This is a genomic window from Serratia sp. 201, from assembly GCF_037027545.1.
Taxonomy (GTDB): Bacteria; Pseudomonadota; Gammaproteobacteria; order Enterobacterales; family Enterobacteriaceae; genus Serratia; species Serratia bockelmannii.
On the sequence record NZ_JAXCHC010000002.1, the window covers coordinates 163,258 to 179,003 of the forward strand.

The window sequence follows — 15,746 nt, forward strand, 5'->3', positions numbered from 1 at the left end:
CCGCCGCTGGCATGATCCCCTGCAGGGATTAACGCAACGTTGATCACAACCTATTGATTTTCATGACTCGGGGTGCCCTTCTACGTGAAGGCTGAGAAATACCCGTATTACCTGATCTGGATAATGCCAGCGTAGGGAAGTCACGGCCGCCCAGCCGGCGCCGCCTTCTTGAACGCCGGTTGGGAGGAATATGATCGCTCGACCTGATGCACTACCCGGCGCGCGCGCCGCGGCCTGTCTGACCCAATTCCAACAGCGCCCTCCGCTGATCCACTGCCTGACTAACGAAGTGGTGCAATCGCTGACCGCCAACGTGTTGCTGGCGCTCGGCGCTTCCCCGGCGATGGTGGTGGAGCCGCAAGAGGCGGCGCAGTTCAGCGCGCTGGCCGACGGCCTGCTGATCAACGTCGGCACCCTCAACGCGCTGCGTGCCGAATCGATGCGGGCGGCGGTGGCCGCCGCCAATCGGGCCGGCAAGCCCTGGACGCTGGATCCGGTGGCGGTCGGTGCGCTCTCCTACCGCACCGCCTTCGCCAAACAGCTGCTGGACGAGAAACCGGCGGCGATACGCGGCAACGCTTCGGAAATCATGGCGCTCAGCGGGTTGCTGGCCAGCGGCCGCGGCGTGGACAGTGGCGACGATTCGCTGGCGGCATTGCCCGCCGCGCGTGAGCTGGCGCAGCGCAGCGGCGCGGTAGTCGCGGTCACCGGCGCGGTGGATTACGTCACCGACGGCCAGCGCGACTGGGCGATCGAAGGCGGTTCCCCGCTGATGACGCGGGTGGTGGGCACCGGCTGCGCGCTGTCGGCGGTGGCGGCGGCGTTTTGCGCCCTGCCGGGCGATCGCCTGGACAACGTGGCGACGGCTTGCCGGGTGATGTCCCACTGCGGCGGCCTCGCGGCCAGGCAGGCCGCCGGGCCGGGCAGCTTTACGCCGGCGTTCCTCGACGCGCTGTATCAACTGCGCGGGGAGGATCTGTGATGAAACGCATTAACGCGCTGACCATCGCCGGCACCGATCCCAGCGGCGGCGCCGGCATTCAGGCCGATTTGAAAGCTTTCTCGGCGCTCGGCGCCTACGGCACCTCGGTGATCACCGCGCTGGTGGCGCAGAATACCCGCGGCGTGCAGTCGGTGTATTACATCGATCCGGCGTTCGTCGCCGCGCAGCTGGACTCGGTATTCAGCGACGTGCGCATCGACAGCGTCAAGATCGGCATGCTGGCCAACGCTGATATCGTGCAGGCGGTGGCCGAACGGCTGCGCCATTACCGGCCGGAATTCGTGGTGCTGGACACCGTGATGCTGGCGAAAAGCGGCGATCCGTTGCTGGCGCCGGAGGCGGTAGCGTCTATTCGGCGCGAGCTGTTGCCGCTGGTGTCGATCATTACGCCGAACCTGCCGGAAGCGGCGGCGCTGCTGGCGTGCGCGCCGGCGGAAGATGAAGCGCAGATGCGCGAGCAGGGGCGGGCGCTGCTGGCGATGGGCTGCCGGGCGGTGCTGATGAAGGGTGGCCATCTGAGCGAAAGCGAGAGCCCGGACTGGCTGTTTACCGCCGAAGGCGAGCAGCGCTTTACCGCGCCGCGCGTCGCCACCCGCCACACCCACGGCACCGGTTGCACGCTCTCGGCCGCGCTGGCGGCACTGCGCCCGCGCCATGCCGACTGGGCGGCGACGGTGGCCGCCGCCAAGGACTACCTGCAACACGCGCTGCAACAGGCGGACACCCTGGAAGTGGGGCACGGCATCGGGCCGGTGCATCATTTTCACGCCTGGTGGTGAGTCAACTTTTTGCCGCAACCGTGGTCTGACTAGTTCAGGCCCGGTTTGACGGGCGAAACCTGATTTAACCTAGGGAGAAGGACTATGACGGGACACCAGGCGCTGCGTTGCGCCCTCTTCGGCGCACTGCTCAGCTTCAGCGCGGGCAGCTTTGCCCAGCAGATCGTCACCACGTCGGATTTGATTCAGCAGCCGGGGTACCAGGCCAGCTGGCAAAACATGGTGAAAGGCCAGGCGCGGATGCCGGGCTGGGCGCGCAAGGGCGTCGGCACCTCTACGCCGGCGCAGAATCTGAACTGGAAGGGCAAAGAGTATCTGGTCGGCAACCTGTGCAAGCCGCACGACTGCGGCAACAACTTTTTGATTGTGGCGTTCAGCGCGGACAAATCCCAGGCCTGGGGCGTGCGGGTGGAAGTGGAAGATCGGCCGGAAGCCGTCGATCATCCGAAGAAGTATGCCAAGTACCAGTGGCTCGGCAAGCCGGATGACGACATGAAGGCGCTGCTGAAGCAGCAGTTCGAGAACAATCCCGACTGGAAATGATCTGACCGGGGGCGCCGGTGATGGCGCCCCCGGCGTTGATCAGCCGATGCCGGCCTGATGCAGATCGTGCAGGTTGAGCGCCCCCACCAGCACGCCGTCCATATCGACCACCGGGGCCGCGCTGATGTGCTGTTCGTGCAGCGCTTCCAGCGCCTCGCCGGCGCGCCACTGCTCCGGCAGCCGATAGCCGGGGCGGGTGATCGCCGGGCTGAGCGGATCCTGCAGGCTGTTGCCCTTCACCAGCCAGCGGCGCAGGTCGCCGTCGGTAAATACGCCCACCACCCGCTGCTGCGCGTCGCAGACCGCCACCAACCCGAGCCCGGTGCGGCTCAGTTCCAGCATCGCTTCCATCACGTTGGCGCTTTCGCTCACGCGCGGCAGGCGATCGCCGGTGCGCATCAGGTGATGCACGCGGTTCAGCAGGCGCGCGCCCAGACTGCCGCCCGGGTGCGAGCGGGCGAAGTCTTCCGCGTTGAAACCGCGCTGGCGCATCAGCGCCATCGCCAGGGCATCGCCCATCATCAGGGTGTTGACCGCGCTGGAGGTGGGCGCCAGCCCCATTGGGCAGGCTTCTCGCTCGACGCCGATATCCAACACGCAGGCCGCGGCCTGCGCCAGCGGCGACTCTTTGCCGCCGGTAACGGCGATCACCGGAATACCGTTCTCCGCCAGCAGCGGCAGGATCAGGTCCAGCTCTTTGGCGCGGCCGGAGTAGGAGATGAACACCACCACGTCGTCGGCGCCGATCATGCCGAGATCGCCGTGCAGCGCCTCGGCCGGGTGCACGAAGAACGACGGCGTGCCGGTGCTGGCCAGCGACGCGGCGATCTTCTTGCCGATATGGCCGGACTTGCCGATGCCGGAAATCACCGCTTTGCCACGGCAGTTCAGCAGCAGTTCGCAGGCGCAGACGAAGTTGTCGTCCAGGCGCGCCAGCAGGCGCTGCGCTTCGGTCAGCTCGATCTCCAGCGTTTCGCGGGCGAAGGCGAGCAGGGCGTTGGCGTTACTCATCGGGGTCTCCTACCAGAAGGATATTGATGCCTTTCGCCTGCAGGGCGGCGAGGTAATCGGGGTTGATGTCTCGGTCGGTGATCAGCGTGTCGACGGCGCTGAGTTCGCACACCACGTTCGGGCTCTTACGGCCGAATTTCGAGGAGTCTACCAACAGAATAATGCGGCCGGCGGCTTCGCACATCGCTTTGCTGACGTTGTGCACTTCGTTGAAGGTGGTGACGCCGGCGTTGAGATCGACGCCGTCCGCGCCGATAAACAGCTTGTCGAAGCTGAACTGCTGGAACGCCGATTCGGCCAGGCTGCCGTGGAACGAGGCCGATTTTTTGCGGTAGGTGCCGCCGGGCATCAGGATGGTCTGATCGTTGTCCAGCTCCACCAGCGCGTTGACGATGGTCAGGCTATTGGTCATCACCGTGATGTTATTGAACTGCGCCAGGTGCGGCACCATCTGCAGCACCGTGCTGCCGGCGTCGAAGATCAGCGAGTCGCCGTCGGCGATCAGCGCCACGGCGGCGCTGGCGATGTGGCGCTTTTTCTCGGTATTGATATGGGTTTTGCGGTCGATCGGCTGATCGCCGTCGTCGCGGCTGAGCACCACGCCGCCGTAGGTGCGGATCACCTCGCCTTCGTCTTCCAGCAGGGTGAGATCCTTGCGGATGGTGGTGCCGGTGGTGGAGAAATGCTCGGCCAGGGCGTCCACTGCCGTTTTGCCATGCCGCTGCAGATATTCAAGGATAGCGGCCTGCCGCTGCTTTGGTTTCATCGCGATTCCCGTTCACAAGAGTGGGGCATTTCCCCTCGCTGAATAATTCACTATGAAAGGTAATGCCTTTTAATGTGAAAATATCACGATTTGGGTTCAATCGCTAACGATAGTGCAGACTGGCATGCGCGATCCTCGGGGAAGATCACATCCGGGCGCAAATCCCGCTGATGCAAACCGTGTAATCGAGGCAGCGGGCGGGGCTGGGCGAAAACGGTCAGGCCGCGTAGCAACAGGCTGCCGCACACCCGCCGATCGGCATCGAAGGCCAGCGCCAGCACCACCCGCGGGCGGAAACGGCCGCCGGAACGGCCGACGCCGACGGCGCCCAGTTGGCACAGGCCGTCGAAGGCGCGGTTGAAGCGCTGCAGTTGCCACCAGCCGAAGGCGATTTGCAGCAGCCAGGCCAGCAGTGCGAAGGCGATCAGAGCTTGTGTCATGGGGTTCTCCTTAGGCCCCCTTCCGCGGGAGGGGGCGTCGGTGGCGTCAGAACATTACCTGGCCGCCGGTGATGTTGATCGACTGGCCGGTGCAGTAAGAGGCCTTCTCGCTGGCGTAGAACAGCAGGGTGTTCAGCACGTCCTGATAGTCGCAACCGCGTTTCAGCGGCACCTTGTCGATGTAGTACTGCTCCACCTGGTCCGGTGCGATGCCCAGTTTTTGCGCGTATTGCGGCAGCAGCGACTGGAACATCGGCGACTTCAGCAGGTTGCCGAGCATCAGCGAATGCACGGTGATGCCGTACTCCGCCAGATCGAGCGCCAGCGACTGCGTCAGCCCCACGCCGCCGAACTTGGCGGCGCTGTAGCCGGAGTTGTGCTTGCTGCCGACCTTGCCGGACTTGGAGTTGATCTGAATGATGCGCCCGGCGATGCCGTCGCGGATCATCAGGCGCGAGAACTCGCGGGCGCAGAGGAAATAGCCCACCAGGTTCACCTGCAGCGAGCGGTCGAAGTCGCCCAGCGGGAAGTCGGTGATCGGCGCCGCCTTGGCGATGCCGGCGCTGTACACCAGCAGGTTGGTTTGGCCAAATTCCCGGTCAACCGCCGCTGCCAACGCGATCACGCTCTGCTCGTCGGTGGCGTCGGCCTGAAAACCGCAGGCGCTGCCTGCGCCAAACGCTTCGTTGATCTGCTGTGCCACCCGATTGGCATTGTCGGCGTTCAGATCGGCCACCGCCACCCGATAACCGGCCTGCGCCAGCCCGTGGGACAAAAAGGCGCCTAACGTTTGGCCGCCGCCAATCACTACAGCTACTTCAGACATGGTCTACTCCTTATGCGATAAATGACAGCGTGCTGCCCAACGGGATATCGGTCGGCGTCGGGCCGGATACGTGGATCGATCCGGGGAATTCGGCTTCGGCTTCGCCGTCGAAGCGCACGGTGATGTGGCCCAGTTCGCGCAGATTCTGCGTGGCGACGCTGCCGACGGCGGTGATGGCGTAGCGCTGCTGCGCCAGCTCCATCACGCCGCCGACCTGCAGCTCACCGGCGGTTGCGCCGTGGCGGTGGATAAAGCAGAACTCTTCGATATCCGCCGGCGCGCCTTCACGGAAGGTGATCAGCATGTTGTCCAGCAACGCGTCGCGGGCGCAGCCGCCGATCTGCGTGATGGTGGTATGAAAAATGGTGTGCATAAACGTCTCCCTGGGAATCAAATTATTGATAAATAAAGGCCGAGGCGGCCCAGGCGATCAACACCGTCGGCGCGCCGGTCAGGAAGCGGCCGACCAGTACCGAGGGCACGCCGACCCGCACGGTGTCCTGCTTGGCTTCCGCCAGCGACAGGCCGACCGGAATGAAGTCGCAGGCGGCCTGCGCGTTGATGGCGAACAGCGCGGGCAGCGCCAGCTGCGGCGGAATATGGCCGAGGCCGATCTGCACCCCGACCAGCACGCCGATCACCTGGGCGATGACCGCGCCGGGGCCGAGGAACGGCGACAGCAGCGGGAATGAGCAGATCAGCGCCAGCGTTACCAGGCCGATCGGGCTATTGGCCAGCGGCGTCAGGCCGTGAGCGATAAAGTCCCCGAGGCCGGAGGCCATGATGATGCCGATCAAGGCCGAGACGAACGCCATAAACGGCAGGATGGTCTTCAGCACGGTGTCGATGGTGTCGCGCCCGGCCTGGAAGAACACCGCCACCACCGATCCCATGCCCATGCCGACCTTCGCCAACAGCCCGTCGCTTTGCTCGGTGATTTTCTTGCTGGTGTCGTAGTCGCGCGCCTTGGGCGGCGCTGCAACGGCGGCGGCGGGTGGGTTCTCCGTCGCGTCGATTCGGCTGATGTTGTGGTCACGCACGCCGGAGACATAGATGTCTTCGAGGATAAACTGCGCCAGCGGGCCGGACTGGCCGGTGGCGTGGATGTTGACTGTCGGAATGCGGCGTTTCGGGTACAGGCCGCAGCGCAGGGTGCCGCCGCAGTCTATCACCGCCACGCCGATCTCTTCCGCCGGCGGCTCGCCCTCTTTGAAGCCGTCGACGGCCGGCCAGCCGGTCAATTCGCTGAGGCGATCGACGATGGAAGGTCGGGTGCCGGCGGTGATGTACACTACTTTTTTACCGGGTTCGATCGGCAATTCCAGGGGGCCGCCCCAGCCGCTGGCGCCTTTTTCAATACGGATATAAGCACTCATGCTGCACTCCACGAATTAAAGTTGCACCTGGCGATCCAGACGGATGCCCATCTTGCGTTCAAACAGGCTGGTGGTCAGATCGGTGACCCAGCCGCGGAAGAAGTTGGTGAACAGCCCCACCAGGAAATAGCTCACCGCCAGCGGGCCGAGCGGCAGACCGAGGGTGGTCAGGCCGCTGGCGATGCCGAGATAAACGAACAGTTCGCCGGGGTTGATGTGCGGAAACAGGCCGTTCATCGAGTGGCAGCTGTAGGAGGCCGCCGCGTAGTAGCTCGGCTTGTATTTCTCCGGCATGAAGCGCCCCAGGCTGAGGGTCATCGGGTTGCAGAAGACAAAGGTGCCAATTAGCGGCAGCAGCAGATAACGCGAAACGGGGTTGCCCGCGCAGCGCTGCGCCAATCGTTCGATACGTTCCTGGCCAACAAATTTGATCAGCGCGTTCATGATAACCAACAGGCTGATCAACAAAGGTAAAATGCCGGTCACCATGCCGACAAACACTTCACCGCCTTTCTGAAACAGGCCGATAAACCACTCGGCGCCGTGGGTGATTAGCTCAATCATTATGTTCTCCTGTAATGGACTGATATGGCCTGGAGCGAACGGCGGCTCTGTCGCCATGGGCCTTACAGTAGTCACTTTGGTGGGCTATTTGTTTTAAATAGATCACAATTTGAAAGATAAATATTTTATTTTGAAAGTTTAAGGTGAAAGAAAGAGAAGGTTGACGGCGTCGGGTTTAGGGGGACGGGCACAAAAAAGCCCGGCGAACCGGGCTTTGGGTAGGGTGATATACGGAAATCGCCGTTGTTAGCTTGTTTCTGTTACTGTTCGAGAATCTTTTGTATTGTCTGTACGGAAGCACCGTTTCTTTCGGCCGTTTGGGCCAGCTCTTGCTTTTGTTTGTCTTTTTCAGCGATTGCCATATCTTTGGCGGCGGCTATCGCGGCCAGGAAAATTTCTTTTTCCGTAGCGGTGAGCGGGCCTTGTAGCCTGGCTTCGCAGACGCGATACAACGTATCACGGATAAAATTTACCGTGGTGGTGCGCCGAGCCAGATCGACTACGGCGGTGCTGAACCCTGCATCTCCACTGACTTTTTGAATTTGTTCCGTGCTCATTTCAGCTTTCAGCGCGGCAATAACGGACTGCGCGACATCAGGTGGGGGAGCCACGCAGTACTTGATATTTGAGTCTGCGGGAATATAAATGGCGCTGCTTCTTGTTGAGTCATAGTCAAACCAATACGTTTCTCCCGGTTTCAACTCATGCTTAGAGGCCGGAGATTTAAATAGCGCGCAAGACGATAGCGAAAGGATGAGCAGGGAGATGATGACAATATTGACTTTCATGATAGCACCACCATAAAAGTGTGGATTAATTAGCGTGAAATTTAGTCAAAAGTCCATAAATAACAATGAACTATAATAATTATTAATGCGCTAACTTTTTGTGTTTTTGGAAAAGGTGGGAAATTTAAAATTTGATAAGGTTAACTTTCAATCTTTAATGATTTATGTCGTTCTCTTTCGCATATTTAGAATAAAAAAAGCCCAAGGATAGTAAATAAAAACTAATTCTTATTTTTGCTTATAAAATACATTCGGTTGCATTATTTCCTTGTCAAGACCTCCCTCGATGCACAAAAAAGCCCGGCGAGCCGGGCTTTGGGACAGGCGGTCTGTCACATCAGGCGATGGTGACCTTCTTGTCCAGGTAGGCGTCTTGCACGGCGTTGATCAGCGCCACGCCGTCTTTCATCGATTTCTTGAAGGCTTTACGCCCCAGGATCAGGCCCATGCCGCCGGCGCGTTTGTTGATCACCGCGGTGCGCACCGATTCCTGCAGGTCGTTCTCACCGGCGGCGCCACCGGAGTTGATCAGCCCGGCGCGGCCCATGTAGCAGTTGGCCAGCTGGTAGCGCACCAGATCGATAGGGTGATCGGTGGTGAGTTTGTTGTAGACGCGATCGTCGGTATAGCCGAATTTCACCGCGCGGTAGCCGCCGTTGTTTTCCGCCATTTTCTGTTTGACGATGTCGGCGCCGATGGTGGCGGCGATGTGGTTAGCCTGGCCGGTCAGATCGGCGCTGGAGTGGTAGTCCACGCCGTCCTTGGTGAACGCCGGGTTACGCAGATAGGCCCACAACACGGTGACCATGCCCAGCTCATGCGCGCGCTCGAAGGCGATCGAGATCTCTTCGATCTGGCGGCGCGACTGCTCGGAGCCGAAGTAAATGGTGGCGCCGACCGCCACCGCGCCCATGTTGAACGCCTGCTCGACGCTGGCGTACAGGGTCTGGTCGTACTGGGTCGGGTAGCTCAGCGTTTCGTTGTGGTTGAGTTTGACCAGGAACGGGATCTTGTGCGCGTAGCGGCGCGATACCGACGCCAGCACGCCGTAGGTGGAGGCGACGCAGTTACAGCCGGCTTCAATCGCCAGCTCGACGATGTTCTTCGGATCGAAATACAGCGGGTTGGCGGCGAACGAGGCGGCGGCGGAGTGCTCTATGCCCTGATCGACCGGCAGGATAGACAGGTAGCCGGTGCCGGCCAGGCGGCCGTGGTTGAACAGGGTTTGCATCGAACGTAGCACGCTGTTGGGGCGGTTGTTATCGATCATTACGCGGTCGACGAAGTCGTCGCCCGGCAGGTAGAGATTCTCGGCGGGGATGGTGGTACAGCGGTGTTGCAGCAGATCTTCCGCTTCCTTTCCTAGCAACTGCACAATATCAGTCATGATTCACTCCCGATTAAGCTTCTTCATACACCGGCAATGCAAGGGTTTTTGACCACCGGCGCAGTAAAAAAGCGGTGATTGAAGCTGTAAAGCGATGCTACCGAACTTGATCCGGCAAGGACAAACAATAGATGCGATTGAGAGGAAATGCCATTGGCGTGGCCAAATACGCGGGGGCGATCGCCCCCGGCGCGCTAAGCGATTGATTATTCGATCTCGAACCACTCGGTGTTCTGCAGGGCGATCGGGGTGATGGAGTAGATCATCTCCTGCAGGTGATCGTGGATGGCGCGCTCCGCCGCCTCGGCATCGCGCGCTTTCAGCGCCTCGTAGATGCGGTAGTGCTGCTTGATCAGGCTCTCCGGCGGCGAGACTTCGCTCAGGCTGAGGAAACGCACCCGATCCATGGTGGCCTTGATGGTTTCGATGGTCTCCCACGCCAGCGGGCAGTCGGCAAACTGGGTCAGCAGCTGGTGGAACTCGTCGTCCAGCGCCAAAAACTCGCGCGTTTGCCCGTTCTGCGCCGCCAGCGCCTGGCGGTGCAGATTATGCTCCAGCGTCATCAGCTGCGCCGGGGTGGCGCGCTCGGCCGCGCGGCGCACGATGGCGCATTCCACCGCCTGACGGATAAAGCGCCCGTCGGCCACGCGCTTGGCGGAAATCTTCATCACGAAGGTGCCGCGCTGCGGCAGGATCTGCACCAGGCCGGCCTCCGCCAGCTTGATGAAGGCTTCGCGCACCGGCTGGCGCGAAACGCAAAAGCGGGTAGAAATCTCTTTCTCGGACAGCAGGGTGCCGGGGGGAATGGTGCAGTCGACGATATCCTTGCGCAGGAAGCGATAGATCTGTTGGTTGACCGGGACGTTGTTGGTGAGACTGTACGTTTCAGACATGGCGACAATCAGGCATCTGGCTGGAATTCGAATGCCACCATACTAGCAGATTATTGGTTAAGGGCGGGGGGATAAATCCACCCGCCGAGCAGGGTAACTCAGTGATGCCAATCCTGATATTCCTGCTTGCGCCGCGCTGGCGCAGTTTCCGGCATCAGGCTCAGGCCAATGGCCGACACCACGCCCAGCACCATCATGTACCCCGCCAGCCCGTAGTAGTGGCCGCCGGTCACCTGCAGGATCTTCACCGCCAACAGCCCGAGAATGCCGCTGCCGATCAGCGAGCCGATCTGCCAGATCAGCGCGATGCCGCTGCAGCGCACGCGGGTGGGGAACAGCTCCGGGAAGTAGGAGGCCTGCGGCGCGTAGCACATGCTGTGGCCGAAGGTCAGCACCACGATCATGGCGATCTGCGTCACCCAGAAACTATCGAGGTTGATCGCCATAAAGAACGGCACGATGCACACCACCTGCAGCAGCGCGCCGGCGATGTACACCGGTTTGCGCCCCAGCCGATCGGAGAGGCGGCCCATCAGCGGAATGGCGAAAATCTCCAGCAGCACCGCCACGATCATCGCCTCCAGCAGAATGCTTTCGTTGAGGTGGTTGGCTTTGCCGTAGGCCAGTACGATCACCGTGAACATGGCGAAGGCGCAGGCTTCGATCAGCTTGGCACATACCCCTTTGCCGATAAGGCCGGGATAGCGGCGGGCCACTTCCACCACCGGCCGGCTCTCCACCGCTTTGGTGGCGCGGATCTGGGTAAACACCGGCGATTCGTCGATCCTCAGGCGAATAAACAGCCCGACCAGCACCAGCAGCAGGCTGAGCAGGAACGGAATGCGCCAGCCCCAGTCCAGCATCTGCGCCGGCGACAGCACGGCGGTCAGCAGCGCGAACAGCCCGGACGGCAGCAGGAAACCTGCGGGCGCGCCGATCTGCACCCAACTGGCGTAGAAGCCACGCCGGGGCGGCGGCGCATATTCGGCGGTCATCAGCACCGCGCCGGCCTGTTCGCCGCCGACGCCGAAGCCCTGCAGCACGCGGATAAAGATCAGCGCGAGCGGCGCCCAGATGCCGATCTGCTCATAGGTGGGCAGCAGGCCGATGCAGAAGGTGCCGAGGCCGACGATCAGGATGGTGATCACCAGCGCCTTCTTGCGGCCGACCTTATCGCCGATGTGGCCGAACACGATGCCGCCCAGCGGGCGCGCCAGGAAACCGACCGCGTAGGTGGCGAAGGCCGCCAGCGTGCTGATCAGCGGATCGGCGCTGGGGAAAAACAGCTGGCCGAAGAACAGCACCGCGGCGGTGCCGTAAGCGAAGAAATCATAATATTCGGCGGCGGTGCCGATGGCGGAAGCGCTGGCGACGCGCCGCAGCAGCGGTTGATTGCCGGTATTGACGGCGTTATGCGTGGTGACGGTCATCGGAAACCTCCCGGTCGGTAAGCGGCAGAGCGGCGACGGCGGCTTTGGCCCCCAGGCTCAGCAGTTGATGATAAGCGTGGCTGACGGCGCGGACGAAGTCAGGCGAATCGGGCAGATCGTGGCCGAAGACGCTGTCGAGTTGCAGCAGCGCCAGGACGCGGGGCCGGCCTTCCTCGCTGCCGGCGACCAACGCGGCGAGGCGCTCGCGCAGCGGATCGCTGATATCGATCGGCCCGCCTTGTTCATCGCGGCCGCCGACGTAGCGTATCCAGCCAGCGACGCCCAGCGCCAGGCAGTCGAAGCGGCTGCCACGCGCCAGATGCCAGCGGATCGCGTCCAACAGCCGCTGCGGCAGTTTCTGCGTGCCGTCCATGGCGATCTGCGCGGTGCGGTGCTTCAACGCGCGGTTGCGGTAACGCTGCAGCAGCGAATTGGCATACTGCGCCAAATCGACGTTCGGCACTTGCAGGGTCGGCGCCTGTTCCGCCAGCATCAGGTGACGGGCGGCGCGGACAAAATCCGCATCCTGCATACAGTCGCCGACGTGCTGATAACCGGCCAGGTAGCCGAGGTAGGCGAGGAAGGAATGGCTGCCGTTCAGCATGCGCAGCTTCATCTCCTCGTACGGCAGCACGTCGCTCACCAGTTCGGCGCCGGCCTTTTCCCAGGCCGGGCGCCCCTGAGGAAATCGGTCCTCAATGACCCACTGGCTGAACGGCTCGCAGGCCACGCCGACGTCATCCTCGACGCCGCCCAGCCAGGTGCGCAACTGCCGGCGGGCCTCCGGCGTTACCGCCGGCACGATGCGATCCACCATGGTGGAAGGGAAGGCGACCTCTTGACGCACCCAGTCGGCCAACGCCGGATCCTGCCGCTGCGCCAGTTCGACCAGCACCTGGCGCGTGACCCGGCCGTTAGCCGGCATGTTATCGCAGGACATCACGGCGAACGGCAGCAGCCCGCGTTCACGGCGCAGGCGCAGCGCCGCCAGCAGCAGCCCCGGCGCCGACTGCGGCTGTGCCGGGTGGGCGATATCGTGCGCGATCGCCGGGTGTTCCTCCATCAGCCGACCGCTGGCGGGGTGGTAGCAATAGCCCTTTTCGCTGATGGTCAGCGAGACGATGGCGATCTCAGGCTGTGTCAGGGCCGCCAGCACCGCCGCCAGCCCGTCGGTTTGCAAGTGCAGCGCCTGGCGAACCACGCCGATGACCCGGCCCCGCCAGCCGTCGTCGTCCATCTCCGCCACCGAGAACAGCAGGTCCTGTTGCCGTAGGTCGGCGATCTTTTGCTGGCCGTGCTGCATGCTGATTTCGCAGTAGCCCCAGTCACTGCCGTACTCGCTGGCCAGCCTGTCGGCGTACATCGCCTGGTGCGCGCGGTGAAACGCGCCGAAGCCGATATGCGCCATGCGCGGTTTCACGCGCTCACGTGCGTAGCCGGGCCGGATAACGGCGGCCGGCAGCGCGCTGTGGTCGGAAAGTCTCATGTTCAATGTCCCTGGAGAGGTAAGCAAAGGGGCGAAGCCGCCCCGTCTGGCGTTAGGGTTTTAAGATTTGCACGCCCGCCGTTGCGCGCGGCGCCTTGATCACCAGTAGCACCAGCAGCGCGCCCAGCGCGGCGACGCCGCCCGCCAGCATAAAGGCGCTGTCGAATTTGCCGGTGTTCTGCACGATGTAGCCGGTGACGATCGGCCCGATGATGCCGGAGACGCTGCCGATCAAATGAATGAACCCGCTGGCGCCGCCGACCCGGGATTTATGCACCACGTCCTGGATAATCGCCCAGTAGAGAGCGCCGGTAATGTAGAGGAAGAAGATCGACACCGACATCAGCATCACCGCCGGCACCACGCTGCTGACGGTGCCCGCCAACGCCACGCACACCGCCGCCGCCAGCAGGCTGGTGACCAGCACGATCTTGCGCGACAGCAGCAATTTGCCGGTGATGTTGAAGATCTTGTCGGAAATATAGCCCCCGAGCGCCAGCCCGACGAAGCCGACGATCCACGGGATCATCGTGGTCAGGCTCATCTCTTTGATGTTCAGGTTGTGCGCCTGCACCAGATACGAGGGGAACCAGCTCAGGAAGAAGAACAGGATGTAGTTGTAGCAGAAGAAGGCGAAGGCGGTGACCAGAATGATCGGCTGCTTCAGATAGTAACCCAGCCCGTGAGCGGCGTCGCTCAGCGCGCTTTCCTCGCCGAGATTTTCCTGTTTCAACTGTGCGATCAGCGCCCGTTCTTCGTTGCTGACGCGTTGGCTTTTCGCCGGGTTATCCGCCACCACGAAGAACCACACCAGCATCCAGATGATGCCGATGGCGCAGATGATCATAAACGCCGGCCGCCAGCCGAACGCCAGCGCCAGATAGCCGACGATCGGCCCGGCCACCGCGCCGCCCAACGGTGAACCGGCGCTGAGCAGGCCCATAGCGGTCGCCGCCTGTTTCTTCGGGAACCAGCCGTTGATCATCTTGTTGGCCGAGGCGCAGATCGGCCCTTCGGCCATGCCGAACAGGACGCGCAGGATCAGCATTGAGTAAAAGCCGGTGGCGATCGCCGTCATGCCGCAGAAGATGGACCACAGGCCGACCGCCACGCCCAGCACCAGCGTCGGGCCGAAGCGGTCGACCGCCAGCCCGCCGACGAAGTTGAAGATGGCGTAGCCGAAGAAGAAGCTGCCGAAGATCAGGCCGAACTGTTCGGCGTTCAGCATCAGATCCTGTTCGATCATCGGCACGGTGATCGACAGCGCCACGCGATCGAGGTAGTTGATCATGTAGACCATGAACAGCAGGAACACGATGGTCCAACGCAGGTTTTTAAACATAAAGCACTCCACTGGGTGTCGTTTTAATCGTGATGCTTCGTTGTTTGCACGGGCGGCGGGTGCCGCCCCATGCCCCGATGCTGCCGTGACGTTACTCGAACTGCAGCAGTACCTTGCAGCAGGTGCGCTGATCCCGCTCGAACATCTGCATTGCCCGTTCGACGTCGCCGGCGGGCACGCAGTGGGTGAGTAGCCGCTGCGGGTCTAGCTTGCCGTCCGCCATCCAGGCGATCACCTGTGGGAAGCGCGCGCTGTTCAGGCGCGAGGAGAAGATCGACAGCTCCTTGCTGGTGATGCTCTGCTGGGTCAGGGTGCAAGCGTCGCCGGAAAAGCCCATGATGCCGATGCGCGCCGCCGGCGAAGCCAGCGCGATCGCCTCCGGCAAAATGGCGGGGTGGCAGGCGGCATCGACGATCAGCGTCGGCTGAACGCCGCGCTGCTGCAGCGCCTGCGGCAATGCGGCCTCGGCGTTGTTGAATACTTCGTCGGCACCGTTGGCGCGTGCCATGTCCAGCCGTTCGGCGATGCGATCGACGACCCACACCTGCTTGACGCCGTACACGCCTTTCAGCGTCTGGATCACCGTGAGCCCCATCGGCCCGGCACCGTAGATCAGCGCGATGTCGTCGGGGCGCGGTTGCAGATGGGCGGTAATGTTGGCGGCGATAGTGAAGGGTTCGATCATCGCGGCGTGGCGATCGCTGATGGCGGCCGGAACCGGATAGGCGTTGCGTGCCGGCACGCAGGCGTAGTCGCTGAAGCCGCCGTCGCGGTGCACGCCGATCACCTGCAGCGAGGTGCAGACGTTGGGGCGGCCGACCGAACAGGGATAGCAGTGGCCGCAGCTCACCACCGGGTCTACCGAGACGCGTTCGCCGAGGCGCGCCGGATCGACGCCTTCGCCCAGAGCATCGATCAGGCCGAAGAACTCGTGGCCGATCACCCGCGGGTAGCGGGCGAACGGGTTATGGCCGTGATAGATATGGACGTCGGAGCCGCAGATGCCGGCGAATTTCACCTTGACCCGCACTTCGCCGGCCGCCGGCTGTGGCAGCGCGCGCGTCTGCAGCGCCAGGCGCCCGGGCTGTTCGATCACGACGCTGCGCATGGTG

Annotated in this window: 17 protein-coding genes and 1 riboswitch; of the genes, 3 read left to right on the forward strand and 14 right to left on the reverse strand. The window is 62.6% G+C overall.

All coding sequences use genetic code 11. The annotated features are described in order from the left end of the window. Positions 1-58 precede the first annotated feature (58 nt). Positions 59-155, forward strand: a riboswitch (TPP riboswitch). Positions 156-190: 35 nt separating this feature from the next. The 3 genes from thiM (at position 191) to WA302_RS09050 (ending at position 2,325) form a co-directional block, all read left to right on the forward strand. Next, a complete protein-coding gene (gene thiM, locus WA302_RS09040; RefSeq protein ID WP_099816850.1) occupies positions 191-982 on the forward strand; it encodes a hydroxyethylthiazole kinase in 792 nt (263 codons plus the stop codon). Continuing rightward, on the forward strand, positions 982-1,782 hold the full coding sequence (thiD, locus tag WA302_RS09045) for a bifunctional hydroxymethylpyrimidine kinase/phosphomethylpyrimidine kinase (protein ID WP_025303881.1): 801 nt from the start codon (positions 982-984) through the stop codon (positions 1,780-1,782). The genes thiM and thiD overlap by 1 nt, the downstream gene beginning before the upstream one ends. A gap of 84 nt (positions 1,783-1,866) precedes the next feature. Then, positions 1,867-2,325 (forward strand): inhibitor of vertebrate lysozyme family protein, encoded by a 459-nt coding sequence (locus WA302_RS09050; protein ID WP_025303880.1) that lies wholly within the window; start codon positions 1,867-1,869, stop codon positions 2,323-2,325. A 39-nt stretch (positions 2,326-2,364) separates the two neighbouring features. Here the strand turns inward: WA302_RS09050 and gutQ are convergent, their stop codons facing one another. The 14 genes from gutQ to WA302_RS09120 all read right to left on the reverse strand — a co-directional run bounded on the left by gutQ (position 2,365) and on the right by WA302_RS09120 (position 15,742). After that, positions 2,365-3,336 (reverse strand): arabinose-5-phosphate isomerase GutQ, encoded by a 972-nt coding sequence (gene gutQ, locus WA302_RS09055; protein WP_016926691.1) that lies wholly within the window; start codon positions 3,334-3,336, stop codon positions 2,365-2,367. Then, entirely contained in the window at positions 3,329-4,102 is a 774-nt protein-coding gene (srlR, locus tag WA302_RS09060) for a glucitol operon DNA-binding transcriptional repressor SrlR (RefSeq protein ID WP_025303878.1), read from the reverse strand. Before srlR ends, gutQ begins: the two co-directional genes overlap by 8 nt. Positions 4,103-4,185: 83 nt before the next feature. Then, entirely contained in the window at positions 4,186-4,542 is a 357-nt protein-coding gene (gene gutM, locus WA302_RS09065) for a transcriptional regulator GutM (protein WP_043138008.1), read from the reverse strand. Positions 4,543-4,588: 46 nt separating this feature from the next. Further along, entirely contained in the window at positions 4,589-5,368 is a 780-nt protein-coding gene (gene srlD / locus WA302_RS09070) for a sorbitol-6-phosphate dehydrogenase (protein WP_043138004.1), read from the reverse strand. A 10-nt stretch (positions 5,369-5,378) separates the two neighbouring features. Further along, a complete protein-coding gene (gene srlB / locus WA302_RS09075) occupies positions 5,379-5,741 on the reverse strand; it encodes a PTS glucitol/sorbitol transporter subunit IIA (RefSeq protein ID WP_004941520.1) in 363 nt (120 codons plus the stop codon). Between the two features lie 22 nt (positions 5,742-5,763). Then, positions 5,764-6,744, reverse strand: a complete 981-nt coding sequence (gene srlE, locus WA302_RS09080) for a PTS glucitol/sorbitol transporter subunit IIB (RefSeq protein WP_016926695.1) — start codon at positions 6,742-6,744, stop codon at positions 5,764-5,766. A 15-nt stretch (positions 6,745-6,759) separates the two neighbouring features. Next, entirely contained in the window at positions 6,760-7,308 is a 549-nt protein-coding gene (gene srlA / locus WA302_RS09085) for a PTS glucitol/sorbitol transporter subunit IIC (RefSeq protein ID WP_004941528.1), read from the reverse strand. A gap of 260 nt (positions 7,309-7,568) precedes the next feature. Next, the gene (locus WA302_RS09090; RefSeq protein WP_025303874.1) at positions 7,569-8,096 is read right to left on the reverse strand and encodes a hypothetical protein; all 528 of its coding nucleotides are present in this window, start codon (positions 8,094-8,096) and stop codon (positions 7,569-7,571) included. Positions 8,097-8,433: 337 nt separating this feature from the next. Continuing rightward, complete coding sequence (fbaB, locus tag WA302_RS09095) at positions 8,434-9,483, reverse strand: class I fructose-bisphosphate aldolase (RefSeq protein WP_025303873.1); 1,050 nt, start codon at positions 9,481-9,483, stop codon at positions 8,434-8,436. Positions 9,484-9,689: 206 nt separating this feature from the next. Continuing rightward, positions 9,690-10,376, reverse strand: coding sequence for a GntR family transcriptional regulator (locus WA302_RS09100; RefSeq protein WP_025303872.1), 687 nt, complete (start codon positions 10,374-10,376; stop codon positions 9,690-9,692). Positions 10,377-10,474: 98 nt separating this feature from the next. Then, positions 10,475-11,806 (reverse strand): MFS transporter, encoded by a 1,332-nt coding sequence (locus WA302_RS09105; protein ID WP_089181210.1) that lies wholly within the window; start codon positions 11,804-11,806, stop codon positions 10,475-10,477. Further along, positions 11,787-13,292: a mannitol dehydrogenase family protein gene (locus tag WA302_RS09110; protein WP_336063638.1), complete on the reverse strand. Its 1,506-nt coding sequence runs from the start codon at positions 13,290-13,292 to the stop codon at positions 11,787-11,789. The genes WA302_RS09105 and WA302_RS09110 overlap by 20 nt, the downstream gene beginning before the upstream one ends. 52 nt (positions 13,293-13,344) lie before the next feature. Continuing rightward, on the reverse strand, positions 13,345-14,634 hold the full coding sequence (locus tag WA302_RS09115) for an MFS transporter (protein WP_336063639.1): 1,290 nt from the start codon (positions 14,632-14,634) through the stop codon (positions 13,345-13,347). Positions 14,635-14,725: 91 nt separating this feature from the next. Then, positions 14,726-15,742: a Zn-dependent oxidoreductase gene (locus tag WA302_RS09120; protein WP_164066269.1), complete on the reverse strand. Its 1,017-nt coding sequence runs from the start codon at positions 15,740-15,742 to the stop codon at positions 14,726-14,728. Positions 15,743-15,746: the final 4 nt, after the last annotated feature.